This window comes from Jatrophihabitans sp. (assembly GCF_046262535.1).
GTDB lineage: Bacteria > Actinomycetota > Actinomycetes > Mycobacteriales > Jatrophihabitantaceae > Jatrophihabitans.
Map to the genome: position 1 here is coordinate 1 of NZ_JBHEMO010000082.1, position 13269 is coordinate 13269.

Below are 13269 nucleotides of genomic sequence, written 5' to 3' on the forward strand. Positions count from 1 at the left end.
TACCGAACTGACTGTCGACTACGGGACGCTGACCGACGACCCTGAATTCAGGATGAGATGTGAGTGTTGTTCGGTCGGCTGCCGTGGCCTCATCACCGGGGCGGACTGGACCCGTCCGCACCTACAGGCCAGATATGGTGACCATTGGGTCCCTGTCCTTCGTAACCGAATTAGGTCGGCCGCCTCTTTGATGTCCTAAAACGTCGGCATCTGCCGCGCAGCGGCCACCGGATCTGCCGCGCAGCGGCCGACACACCCATCGCCCCCGCTGAGTACAAGCGACAGTTGGACAAGCTCGTCCGCGGAGGCGTACGACTGCCTAAGTCCAAACGCGGCTAGCACACTCGCTCAGTCGAGGCGTCGAGGACGGATCGCCGCCGCGCTTCTGAGGTTGGCGGTAAATTCTGCGCCTCGATGCCTTCTGAGGGCCGTTGTCGACCGAGCCCGGCCGAACCGGGCCACCTTCGGGGGCTCGCGAAGCGCTGGACGCAATGGTGGGCCTAGTCGCGGTGGCGAGGAAAGCACTCGCGGCAGGGCTCGTCGTCCTCGGTCCATTGGTACGGAACCCTCTGATCCCGCGGGGTGTAGCACTTCAAGTGCCAGTGGCGAGCTCCATCACCGCCAGACTCGACCCGGTCGAGTTCCCCACCGCACCGCGGGCAAGCTGGCGAAAGCAGAGCGCGGTCAGTCGGCAGGTCTGCGCCAGGGGACCGACCTCGGATTACCGCCTGAACTCGCACCGATGAGCGGTTGCCGACGGCTACGCGCCCGTTCGCGTCCACGAATTGGTAGTAGACACTTGACCTAGAGGGCGTGTCCTGCCAGACGTCCGAGGCGCTGCCCTCCGTGAGTGCCGGTCGGTTGCTTTTCGGGAGGCGCTGGCGTCACTTGGGCAGCGTCGCACCGATGGCGTGAAGCTCTGTAACGCCCTCCTCCGCCCGATCGGCAAGGAGAAGCAGGGTGCAGGCGCGCTCGAAGCGCGCGTCGATGTCTTCCCACGCCGCGATGGATTGGTCGAGCAGTTGACGATTGTTCTGGCGGCGGCCGTGAGCACGGAGGAGACAGGCGTGTGCCCACCGACACTCGACGCCCGCCGGGGCCGCGCCGACGAGCCGGTCGTCCGCGTCGGTGGCGTGTGCGAGCACTGCCAGTTCGGCGTCGAGCGCCCACACGTAAGCGTCGAAGTTCCAGTGGCTGTCGAAGGTGTACCAGGCTCCGACTCGTGAGCGGAACGCTCGCGTGCGCTCGGCGCCCACGGTGTGACGGCCGGCATGCATCTCGATACGCCCGACGACGAAGGCCGCGCAGCTGGCCGAGCTCTGATGCTCGAACATGTCGACGTCGCCGACGACCTCTTGCGTGCGCCGCAGCCATTCGGCGGCGGCATCCTGGTCACCGCGCAGTCCGCTCGTTAGGGTTGCGGTGAGGACGTACGGGGTCATCCAGCGCGCCGTCGGGCTACCGGATGCCTGCCATCCCGCCCACATCGCGTCCGCGTGGCGCGCCGCCTCGTCCATCCGGCCGGTGAGCACCAGTCCGGGAATTGACCGGCTCGCCGCGCCGTACCCGACGAAGACGCTCGCCTCGTCGTGCTGGAGCCGGCGCATCTCAGTGACTGCGCTCGGCAGCTCGCCGGCCGCGACAGCCATCTCGTTGTACATGTGGAAGGTGTCGCCGCGTTCGATGGTCGCTCGGGGATCATGCGGCGACAGTTGGCCGACGCTGGCGACGCGATCCCGCGCGACGTCGAACGCCGCCTTGGTCCGGCCACGGCCGAGCAGATCCGACATGACCGCGTCGAGAGCGCTGGAGATCAGCACCGGGTCATCGGCGGCCCTCGCAGCGGTGAGCGCCGCCTGCGCCGTTCCCGCCTCAACGGTCAGGAACGAACTGTTCAGGCTGGACATCCAGGCACTGGCCACTTCCAGGTAGGCATGAGCGAGGAGGTCCTCCTTCGGTGCCAGTTGCCTCGCCTCGTCGAGCAACTCGGCAAGTCGCTCCGGTGGAATAGTCTCCCTCATGCCGGCCGGGAAGCGGATCGCCGCGATCACCGCTTGGGCGAGGCAGCTGGCGCGGTACCCATCGAGGCCTGCCGCCGCGGCGATCTCAGCGGCCCGGAGTAGGCGGGCGACGGACGCGTCCGTCCAAACGTTCGCCTGACAGACATCGGCGGCCTCGCGCACGGCTGTAATCGCCGAAACCGGATCCGGCGCCAACTCGGCTGCCCGGTCCAGATGTGCCTTCGCCTCGTCGAAGAACCGGTACGCGAACGCGATCCTGCCGGTGCTCAGCGCGACACCATGCACGGTCTGCGGCTCGATGTCGTAGCTGATCACAGCGCGAAGATCGTCGGCGAGACCGTCGAAGGCCGTTCGCCACAGCGGGTCGCTGTCCAGTCGCGACTCGATGTCGCGCGCCGCGGCGGCCGCCCACGCGAGGTGCCGGCTCCGTACGCCCGCGGCGGCATCGCTCGCATTGAGCCTGTCGATCGCGTAAGTGCGCACCGTTTCCAACAAACGCCAGCGCGGGACCGAGCCCCGTTGCCGCACCAACAGGCTCTTGTCTGCCAGCCGGCCGAGCAAGTCCGCCGCGGCCGCGGCCTCGCCATCGGCGGCCACCTGCGCCGCGGCTTCGAGGTCGAAGCCGTTGACGAAGATTCCGAGCCGCTCCAGGAAGCGGGCTTCCTCGTCGGTCAACAGGCTGTGGCTCCAGTCGAGCACCGATCGGAGGGATCGGTGCCGCTCGTCCGCGCTTTGCCCGCCCGCGAGCAACCGCAGCCGGTCGCCGAGACCAGCCAGGAGTCCGGAGACGCCGAGCGAGGCCGCCCGGGCAGCCGCGAGTTCGATCGCAAGCGGCATCCCGTCGAGGCGATCACACAGTTCAGCGACGAGAGCAGTGTCCTCGTCGAACCCCGCATCAGCATCCTGCGCGCGGTCGAGGAACAGCCGCACCGCTTCGGAGGGGGAGGAGGGGGCTTCTGCGGATGCTCTCCCAAGCGGCGGCACCCCGAGCACGCGTTCGCCAGGAACCCCGAGCCGCTCCCGGCTGGTCGTGAGGAGAGTGACTCGGGGGCAGCCCCGGAGGATGCGCGTGGTCAATGCCACGACTTCCGGCAGGACGTGTTCGCAGTTGTCGAGCACCACGAGCGCGTGGCGCGTCGCGAGGTGCTCGACGACGCTCTCCTCGGTTGCCTGGCCGACACGGCCGCGGACCTCGAGTGCGGCGGCGACGGCTTGTCCGAGGAAGCCCGGCCGCACGGGCACGAGCTCGACAAACATTGCGCCGTGCTCGAACTCCCCGCTGATGCTGCCCGCCACCTCGATGGACAGGCGCGACTTGCCCACACCCCCGGGCCCCAGCAGCGTGACCAGCCGCGCTTCGGACAGAGCCTTGACGGCGGCGTGCTTCTCAACCTCTCGTCCGACGAAGCTCGTCCACTGTGCCGGAGCGCCGACCAGGCGCGGCGGGGCCGAGTGCGTCAGCGGCAATGAGACATGGCCCGTCCGCAGGTCGGCGAAGTCGGCAGGTGCTCCGGGGGCGGTGAGCTGCCAGAGCCGTACCGGCTCGTCGAAGTCCTTGAGGTAGTGCTGACCCAGATCGCGCAGTACCCCGAACGTGACGTCCGACGCTGCATCCAGAGTCGCGTCAGAGAGCACGATCTGACCGCCGTGGCCGGCCGCCGCGATGCGAGCGGCCTGATGGACCGCGAGTGCCGCATATCGACCCTGCACCGGCGCAGCGTCGCCGGTGTGCAGGCCGGTCCGGACCCGTACCTGCACTCCGTTCGACCACTGCTCGACGGCCAGGGCCTGATGACCACGCACGCAGGCGCGAAGCGCCGAAGCTGCATCCGTGAATGCGATAAACAGCGCATCGCCCTCGGCGTCGACGACGACGCCACCCCCGGCGACGGCCTCGCCTTCCAGGAGCTCGCGGTGCCGTGCCAGCACGCCGACATAGCGGTCACCGAGTTCTCGGAGCAAGCGGGTCGAGCCCTCGATGTCGGTGAAAACAAAGGTGACCTCGCCGCCGGGCAGCGCCCGGCCGGCACCGCTCACACCCGCGTCATCGGCCACCGACGAATGATCGCATCGCTGTCGACCAATAGGCCGCGCCGGCTGCTCAACACTGCGTCCTGAGTGTTCGGAATCGCACGGTCACGCCGCTGACATGGTGCATCCAGCCACACGCCGGGTTGCGCGAGCGTGCGTCAATGTGCCCCAACCGGATCCGCCGATGTGCGGATTATTTCGGAACAGGCTTGCGTCGGTTTACCAAGATCAGTTCCGCCTGGCAGCTAGCATCTGTCTCCATGGCCGACCTCCCTTCCGGTGAGGTGAGCTTCCTGTTCACCGATATCGAAGGTTCGACCCGGCTTCAGCATCGGTTGGGCGAGGACTACCGCGCTTTGGTTCGCCGGCACGACCGACTGCTGCAGCTGCTGGTCAGCCGGCACGGCGGCCACGTGGTGAAGTCAATGGGCGACGGTGTCTTCGCGGCGTTCGGTAGCGCGGATGACGCGTTGGCGGCGGGAGCGGCCATTCAACGCGCGCTACGCGACGAACGTTGGCCGGGCGACGTGCTGGTCCGCACCCGAATCGGCATCGACACGGGCCTCGCGGTCCCGCAGGACGATGACTACACGTCCCTCGCGGTGAACCGCGCGGCGCGGGTCATGACGGCGGCGAACGGGGACCAGATCCTGCTCACGCCGTCGGTTGCGGAGCGGCTGACATCAGCACTCTCGGCCACGGTGACCCCGCTCGGCCGGTTCGTTCTCAAGGACTTCGACGAGCCGGTGATGCTGCTGCGCGCGGGGCTGAACGACCGCCCGCCTCGAGTGCCGCAAGCTCGAGCAAACAATGTCCCGGCGATGCTGACGTCCTATGTCGGCCGTTCTCGGGAGCTGGCTGACTTGGAGCAGTACGCCCGAACCTCGCGTCTGGTGACGATCGCGGGGCCAGGGGGCGTGGGCAAGACGCGCACCGCCTTCGAATTGGCGCATCGGTTGGCCCCGCAGTTTCGTGACGGCGCTTGGCTGGCGATGCTGGCGCAGGTGAGCGAGCCCTCTCTGGTGGTCGAGACCATCGCGGGCGCGCTCGAGGTTCGCGTCGCCGATCCACCGGATCTGATCGCTGGGTTGACCGTGGCGTTGCGCGAGCGCCAGCTTGCCCTTGTCCTCGACAACTGCGAGCACGTTCTCGGCGAGGTCGCCGCCGTGGTCGAGCGGATCGTCACCGAATGCCGGGACGTACACGTGATAGCGACGAGCCGCGAGCCGCTGGGCATCGCCGGCGAGCGGGTATTCCGTCTCGATCCCTTGCCCTTGCCGCCCGAGGAGTCGGACGGAGACGTCGAGCAGTACGACGCGGTTCGGCTGTTCGCCGAGCGCGTCCGGCTGAGGAATCCGTCCTTCGCCGTGGACGAGCACACGGCGGCTGCGGTCGGCCGGATCTGCCGCGAGGTCGATGGGCTGCCACTGGCGCTGGAGTTGGTGGCCGCGCGGGTCGCTTCGCTCGGTGTCGATGCGGTGGAGGGGCGGCTGGAGCGCAGATTGTCGATGGCTCTGCCGCGCGGCAGTCAGCTGACTCCCCATCACCGCACGCTCGCTTCGACGCTCGCCTGGAGTTACGAGTTGCTCAGCGGCATCGAGCAGATCGCCTTCCGGCGGCTCGCGGTGTTCCACAGCCCGTTCAGCGTGGACGACGCGGCGGCCGTACTCGTCGACGACTCTGATGATGCCGAGGTCGATGACGCCGTGGCGTCGCTGGCCGACAAGAGCCTGCTCATGCGGACGTCGGACCGGCCGATGCGGTTCCGGACGCTGGTCACGGTGGCCGAATTCGCAGAGCGTGAGCTGCTGGCGGCCGGCGAGGCGGTCGCGGTGAAACGGCGACACGTCCGATGGGTTCTGGACGCCACGGCAGTTGTCCCTACCCGCCCGGACAAGCCGGCCGATGCCGGCTGGATAAACCTGGCCGCGCGGATGCTGCCGGAGATGCGCGCCGCTGAGGCATTCGCCGCCACCGACGATCTGCCGTGGTCGCACGAACGACTCACCCTTGCCGGCCGAGCCGCCCGGTATGCCTTCGTTCGCGGCACCGGCGCCGAGACGCGAGCGTGGGCGCAGCGCGTCATCGCCGACGTCGACTCACCTGAAGATGATGCCTATGGCTGGCTGGTGTACAACGCGGCGCTCCTCTTCCTGAACGTGCCCGAGGTGCGCGACGCGTTGCTCGACCGGCTGCGTGCGATCGCAACTCCAGAGAACCCCGATCTCTACGCATCCCTGCTGCACCATGAGGCCGACAAACTCCGCGAACACGCGCCGGCCGAGGCCGCCACAATCTATGAAAAAGCGCGACAGACGACCACGGATCCTCGACATCGCGCGGTCTTGCAGCGGATGGTCGCGGTCGCGCGCGTCTCAGCCGACAATGTCGAGGAGTCGCTCTCAAGCGCCGCCGACGTCCGCGCGAAGTTCGCCAAGCTCGGCGACGAGTTCGAGGTGGGCCGAAGCGACTACCTCATCTCGCAGCTGCATCTGCAGAACCGCGATGCAGCCGCCGCTGCGGCAGCCGCGGCCAGTGCGGTCGAGATCGGGGCGCGTCGGCACTTTCCTGATCTCATCATCACCGGGTTGTTCAACCTCGCAGCAGCGGCGCACCTCCTCGGGCGGCGCGACGTGGCTGCGCTCGTGCTCGGCTGCGCCCAGGGATATGCCGCCAGCCATACCGACCTTCCCTGGGCGGAGTGGCAGCAGGGCGACGAGTTCGGCGTCCTCAACGAGGTCGAGCCCGCCCCCTCGGGCGCCTTGTTGGAACCCACCGAAGCGCTGACCCTCCTGCAGGCTCCGGCAAGCGCACTGAACCTGCACTAGCCGCACCACCCGTGGCTCAAGGGCGTTGCACCCTCCATCGCGGGTCGTGGGTCGCAGCGAGCGGCAGAGATAAGTGAACGCCCGCATCTGCCGCAGACAGTGCGCGGATCTGCCGATGACACGCTGGTTCTCCCTCCCGACTTTGGTGATCGACAAGCGCATGTGCGTGGACGGCGCTACGGTCACCCCCACTCAACTACGGAGGGTGTCGTCGGATGAGGGTTCTGATCTGCGCGACTGCGGCAATTGCTTCCATCGGCATACCTGTCGCTCCGGCTTCGGCGGCTAGTAGCCATGCGGCCTGTATCGGTATCTTGTCCTCCGGCCTGGCCGGTCAACCGGGTGCACGCGGGCAGGAGTCACACCAGATTCGAGAGCTGACCAGTCCGCAGCCGCCTGGCACGGCCTACAGATTCTTCGCCGGGGAGCACCTCGGCACGGTGGTCGCCTGCCAGGCCAGTGTCGGCGGCTAAGTAGTAACGCCAAGGGCCGCCAAAGTCGTCGGGGGAAGAGGCGGCCAGCGACGAAGGTGCTACACGCCCGCACTGCCGAGACGCTAACCGCTCATGCCGCTGGCCGTGCGCTGATCCTGCTGATGGCGGGCATGAAACATCTCGGCCTGGCGCTGAGAGAGGTCAGTTCGACAGCTTGACGACTCGGGGCTGTCGGTTGACGGTGTGTTGATGGTCGATCTGAGGTGTCACCGACGTCCGGTCCTATGTGCCCGCCCTTGACCTCGCGACCTCGCAGGCTTTCTATTGCGCCGTGGGTTGGACCGAGCTATGGGACGACGGCGGGCTTGTCCTGCTGTCCCTGGCCGGAAAACACATGATGCTGCAGGACCACTATGTAAAGCAGTGGGCAGAGAACACCATGATCACGGTTGTGGTCAACTCGGCGGACGACTGGTACGACAAGGTGTCTTCCGTCCTTGCCTCCGGTTCGTACGATGACGCGCGAGTCGAACAACCGAAGGACGAAGGGTGGGCGCGAGTCACCTACGTCTGGGACCCCTGCGGGGTGCTCCTTCACTTCGCGCAATTCCCGCAGAGGCCCTGAGCGATCCGTCAGAGCCACGCCCGTGCTGGGATACGACATGCCTTCGGTCGCCCGGTGGCGAGTGCGCTCATCTGCCGCGACCGGCTCGACCGGCTCTGCCGGTTGCAGCTGAAGTCAATGCAGCGGACGAGCACGTGGCGGCAGCGGCCGATCAGAGCTAGCGTCCGTTCGTGGCTAGAGGACGTCCTGACATCGCAAACACGGCCCTGCGGATCTTTCTGCAGGAGATCGGTGCTGCATACGACGTCGAACGCGGGTACGCCCCGTACGGCGGTGCCAAGGATGTTGCAACGATCAAGGACTTCTTCGGTGGCCGTTGTTGCGCGTGCAACGCGAAGAAACAGGGCGGTGACTGGCGCGACTTTATCATCCAGCGCGCCGGTGCCGATGCTGCTGAGCGGCACGCTCGCATGAGGGCATTCCTTGATCAATACAAGTATCAGCCGACCCATGACATCCGCGACGTTGCTGAAGAGCTTACGAAGAGGTCGGAAGCATCGCTATGACGTTGATAGACGCGAAGGTCAAGCGAGTGCGGAAGAAGCTGTAGCCGAGGTCTCGCGGATGCTGTCGGCGAGCCTCGCCCACGTTCGTGGCTCTAGGCCGTGTCAGGGCCAGCAACAGAGGTCGGGGTACAGCGCGAAGGCGAAAGGGGACCCGAATGAAGGAGGACGTTCTCGAACAGGTGGTGGAGGATTACCTGCAACTCCGCGGTTACTTCACCCGGCATAACGTGCGGTTCAAGCCCCCGAAGGACGCCGCGGGTTTCATTGCAAACCAGGATTCAGTGCCGAGCGACGTCGGCGTCATCGGATATAAGCCGGCGACGAGAGGCGGTCCCGAGTGTGGGTGGTGTCCTGCAAATCGTGGCAGCCGGGCTTCGACACGGGTGCGAAGCTACGTGAACTCCGCGGTGAAAAGAAGAACCCGAAGCGCGAGACGTGGCGAGGTTTCCGTGAGGTCTGGGACCCGAAGTGGGCGGCTGCCTTCCGTGCAGAGGTGGAACGCGTCACCGGGGTGAGCAGGTTCCGTTACTCGATCGCAGTGACCCGTCTGCGGGGCAAGATCAGCCAGGACGAAGCCAACGCTGCCTGGCAATCCGACCCGACAATTGCCGGCAATCTAGCCGGGTGCGAATTCTCGTTCTTGACCATGCGCGACATGTGGGCCCAGCTGCAGGACGAGCTCACCACGACTCCCGCGTCCAGCGAGATCGGCAGGCTCGCACAGCTGCTGAAGGCCGCGAAGATTGAGGCGTAACGGTCGGGCCGCCAGCCGCCACGGCTTGGACCGACGGTGCGGCAGCCACTCGGCTGGACTCTTCCCGCAGGCGGCGTACGGTCGGGTTATTCGGTTCGACTGCTGGGGGGCAGATGCGCGCTGAACGCCCTCGGGACGGGCGAGCGTTGCCTGCCGGCCTGGTCACGTTTCTCTTTACTGACGTTGAGGGGTCGACCCGGAGTTTTCACCTCTTTCGCGACCAGTTCGTTGCTGTGCTCAACTCACATCGGGCGGCCATCCGGGGTGCGATAGCAGAACACGGTGGTTTCGAAATCAAGGCTGACGGCGATGGCTTCTTCATCGTCTTCGCCGAGGCTGCCGCAGCGCTGCGGGCCTGCGCATCGGCGCAGTTCGCACTGGAGGCCGTTTGCTGGCCCGACGGCAGTCCAGTGCGCGTCCGAATGGGGCTGCACTCAGGTGAGGCCGTGCCCGGCGACGACGGTGACTATCTTGAGGTCGCTGTCCATCAGGCAGCCCGCATCGCCGACGCGGCACACGGCGGGCAGGTCCTGGTCTCCGCCGTAACCGCGCAGCAGGCCGGGCCGGATCTCCCGGGAGATATCGGGCTATTGGATCGTGGGCCGTTCATCTTGAAGGACTTCGATGTTCCGCAGCACCTGTTCCAGCTCACGCACCCGCGATTGGCGTCGGCGTTCCCGGCCTTGCGGGCTTCGCCGGCTCAGTCGCACAACCTGCCGGATACGAGAACGTCGTTCGTGGGCCGTCGCGACGAGTTGGAACACGTCGCGTCCCTGGTTCAGCGTCAGCGCTTGGTCTGCATAGTCGGGCCGGGCGGAGCCGGCAAGACGCGGCTCGCAGTGGAACTCGGTGCCCGGCTAGCCCCCACGTTCGATGCGGGGGTGCGCTTGTGTGACCTGTCTCCGCTCAAGGATGCCGGGCTTGTCCCAGCCGCGATCGGGGATGCGTGTGGCGTTCGCGCCGATCCGGGAGCCGATCCGCTGGAGGCGGTGGCGGACGACTTGGCCGGGCGTTCGCGTCTGCTGCTGCTCGATAACTGCGAGCACCTGCTGGACGCCGCTGGCACGGCGGCCCAGACGCTGTTGAATCGGGCTCCTGGGTTGCGCATCATGGCGACGAGCCGTGAGCAGCTCGGCCTAAGTGGTGAGCAGGTGTGGCGAGTCCATCCGTTGACAGTTGCCGACCCCGCCGCTGACCTCGCCGTCATCCGCAGCAGCGCGGCGGCACGTCTATTCCGAGATCGCGCCCGACTGGCGGACCCCGAATTTGAGGTGACGGAGGAGAACGCTGCCGACGTCGCCGTGATTTGTCAGCGACTGGACGGCCTGCCGCTCGGCATCGAACTGGTCGCCGCGCGGGTCGGCGCGCTACCGCTGTCGGCCATCGCCGGGCGACTTACCGACCAGTTGCTTCGAGCACCCGGGGGGGAGCGCGGCCGGCCCGACCGGCACCGGACTCTGGAAGCCACGATCGGGCGCAGCTATGAGTTGCTCAGCCCCGCCGAGCAGGAGCTTCTGCGCCGTTTGTCGATCTTTCCGGGCAGCTTTTTGCTGGATGCCGCGGAGGCGGTCGGCCCCGCCGACGGCAGCACGCTCGAGATGCTCGCCGATCTGGTCAGCAAGTCGTTGGTGATCCGCGATCCCGACGCCCAGCGTTACCGGCTGCTGGAGACTATTCGTTCCTACGGTCGGCGGGCGCTCCACCAGGTCGGGGAGGCGGACGACAGTGCACGGAACCTGCTGCTGTGGTGCACGGCCTTCGCCGAAGCCATTGAGGAGCAGCTGCGTGCCGCTGACCAACCCGCCGCCTTTGAGGCCGTCCATCGGGAGGTCGACAATCTTCGCGCCGCACTCGGCTGGGCCGTGGCCAACCGCTCGCCGGAGGGGCTGAGGCTCGTCGGCGCCCTGACCTACTACTGGTTGCATCGCGGAAACGCGACAGAGGGTCGGGCCTGGGCCGAGCGGTTGCTGGCCGCGATCCCCGATGCGGAGCCTGCCGCCTTGGGCAAAGCGCACCACGCCGCCGGGATTGCCGCCTACCGCCTCAGCGACTTCGACAGCTGCCGCGCCGAGATGGAATCGGCAGTCGGCCTGCTGCGGACGGCTGGGGAAAGCTCGGCGTTGGCCCGGGCCATGCTCACCCGAGCGGCTAGCAATTTCCTCGCCGGCGACGTCGACCTCTCGCGCACTCAGCACATCGAGCTGGGCGAGCTCGCGCAGCGCATCGGTGACGTCGAGATGGCCGCGACGGCATTGACCAATCTCGGCGAGATGGCTCGGGTGACCGGCGACTCACGGTTGGCACTGCACTATGCGGAACGCGCGATGGTCACATTGGAACAGGGCCAGGCCTCTCCCACCGGCCGGCTGCACACCACGGTCAGCCTGGCCCAGGCCCTAGCGGAGACCAGCGGACCACAAACGCGCGTCACCGGATATTTGGAGTACGCCCTCGACCTCGCCGTGAAAGGGGGGTCACCGATGGCCACGGCCTGGGCAATCAACGGCGTCGCCGGCATTCTCGCAAGGTCAGATCCGGCGGCGGCTGCACGGGTGCTCGGTGCTTCGGCGAGTCTTGGCCGCGGGTACGGCTTCCTCGACCCGGGCGAGGCCGCCGACCGTGAGCAGCTACGCAGTAAACTCGCTGACGAGCTCGGGGCCGACAGAGTCGCAACGCTGATGGCGGGGATCGGCAACGTGACCATGGCCGAAGCTATAGACCTCGCGCGGCGGGCACTCGCCGCGCTCGGCACCCGGGCGGCGGACGAGTAGCCGGACAGTGGCGCCGAAAGCGCCGGCGCCTCATACCTTCGGCGGCGCTGTTTCCGTCGTTACGTACGGTCGTACTTCGAGTCATCTCTGTGACTCCAGAGGAACTCGACAGCCCTGACCGCGGAGACGCCTTGACTCCGTCTCCTCTCACTTTCACTCTGGAGCCTCATGGAGGCAGACGGCGGAGTGCAGAGGAGGATCCGACGCAGTGCATCAGATCGAGGTTGACGACGACGTTTTCGAGTATCTGCAGAGCAGGGCACAGCCCTTCGTGGACACCCCGAACACAGTGCTCAGGCGCGAGCTTGCGCTGACGGAAGGAATTCTCATGACGCACACTGCAGCAGCCTCGCCGTCTGGCACCTTCGGGGTCGCTGGACGATCAATTCAAGGAACGCGACGAACCCAACTGCCGATGACGCCGCAGCTTTCGACCGGCGATCCGCGACATCCTGCTCGAAGCTGGGGGTGGCCGAGAAATGGTCGAGGTCCTCGGCGAGATTGACCTTCGTATGGGATCAAAGTTCCGCGAGGGGGACTACGCGACAGTAAGCACTAAAGAGGTCCGCTGGCGCAACGCTGCGAGATGGGAGCGCATGCAAATGGCGAAGGAGGGCCTGATCGAGCGCGGAACGCGTTCCGGTTGGTGGGAACTCACCGAGGCCGGCACGACCTGCTGATAGGAAGCAAGAACCCTTGGCGCGGTCGCTGCTAGCCCGAGGCGGTTCCGTCATCTTGGCAGTCAGTGGGCCTCGCGCGGCTCGAACCCGCAACCGACGGATTAACCTCCACTTCGGCTCTCGCAGCCGCCTGAGGACGTTTGTGGGCTGGACTGTCCCTTCACCCTGACGCTCGCCCGTGTTAGGTGCCACCCGTCCAGTCTCTATACCTTCCGAGGTGACCTCGGCTTGGCTCGGAATTGCCATTCCAGACCATGCCGGCCTGGGAAGAGTTTCCGAATCTAAGTGCTGACATCCCCGTCGTTTCGACGAAGCGCTCCTATTGAGTTGAAGCCGCAGGATCGCCGTTGACCTAGAGGCCCGTGCGCAGCCAGTTTGTCAGAGGACAGCGTCCATGAGGATCCAAGGACATCTGCTCGGGTGGCTGGTCCCGTGGCTGATGCGAGACGACCTGAACTCGCCCTTCGACTCGAACGCCCGAGAAATCTGACGTTATGTCGTGGGCCCCGTCGGGCTCGAACCGACGACCTACGGATTAAAAGTCCGCTGCTCTACCGACTGAGCTAGAGGCCCTGACGGCGGTCCGGCGGCTGATGCGCCGACCCGCGCCCACAAGTCT

Annotated in this window: 8 protein-coding genes and 1 tRNA gene; 7 read left to right on the forward strand and 2 right to left on the reverse strand. The window is 66.7% G+C overall.

Features of this window, described 5'->3' with window-relative positions:
• Positions 1-884: 884 nt before the first annotated feature.
• The gene (locus ABR571_RS11775) at positions 885-4076 is read right to left on the reverse strand and encodes an ATP-binding protein (protein WP_409453397.1); all 3192 of its coding nucleotides are present in this window, start codon (positions 4074-4076) and stop codon (positions 885-887) included.
• Positions 4077-4195: 119 nt separating this feature from the next.
• Between ABR571_RS11775 and ABR571_RS11780 the strand changes: the two genes are divergently transcribed.
• From ABR571_RS11780 to ABR571_RS11810, 7 genes are all read left to right on the forward strand, one after another.
• Positions 4196-6880, forward strand: coding sequence for an ATP-binding protein (locus ABR571_RS11780; protein ID WP_409453398.1), 2685 nt, complete (start codon positions 4196-4198; stop codon positions 6878-6880).
• Positions 6881-7645: 765 nt separating this feature from the next.
• Positions 7646-7939 (forward strand): bleomycin resistance protein, encoded by a 294-nt coding sequence (locus tag ABR571_RS11785; protein WP_409453399.1) that lies wholly within the window; start codon positions 7646-7648, stop codon positions 7937-7939.
• Between the two features lie 170 nt (positions 7940-8109).
• Complete coding sequence (locus ABR571_RS11790; RefSeq protein WP_409453400.1) at positions 8110-8445, forward strand: hypothetical protein; 336 nt, start codon at positions 8110-8112, stop codon at positions 8443-8445.
• A gap of 337 nt (positions 8446-8782) precedes the next feature.
• The gene (locus tag ABR571_RS11795) at positions 8783-9199 is read left to right on the forward strand and encodes a hypothetical protein (RefSeq protein ID WP_409453401.1); all 417 of its coding nucleotides are present in this window, start codon (positions 8783-8785) and stop codon (positions 9197-9199) included.
• A gap of 146 nt (positions 9200-9345) precedes the next feature.
• The gene (locus ABR571_RS11800; RefSeq protein ID WP_409453402.1) at positions 9346-11970 is read left to right on the forward strand and encodes an adenylate/guanylate cyclase domain-containing protein; all 2625 of its coding nucleotides are present in this window, start codon (positions 9346-9348) and stop codon (positions 11968-11970) included.
• Positions 11971-12178: 208 nt separating this feature from the next.
• Complete coding sequence (locus ABR571_RS11805; RefSeq protein ID WP_409453403.1) at positions 12179-12475, forward strand: hypothetical protein; 297 nt, start codon at positions 12179-12181, stop codon at positions 12473-12475.
• On the forward strand, positions 12423-12650 hold the full coding sequence (locus tag ABR571_RS11810; RefSeq protein WP_409453431.1) for a winged helix-turn-helix domain-containing protein: 228 nt from the start codon (positions 12423-12425) through the stop codon (positions 12648-12650). Before ABR571_RS11805 ends, ABR571_RS11810 begins: the two co-directional genes overlap by 53 nt.
• A 500-nt stretch (positions 12651-13150) precedes the next feature.
• Here ABR571_RS11810 and ABR571_RS11815 read toward each other — a convergent pair.
• Positions 13151-13223: transfer RNA gene (locus ABR571_RS11815), tRNA-Lys, on the reverse strand.
• Between the last annotated feature and the right edge of the window lie 46 nt (positions 13224-13269).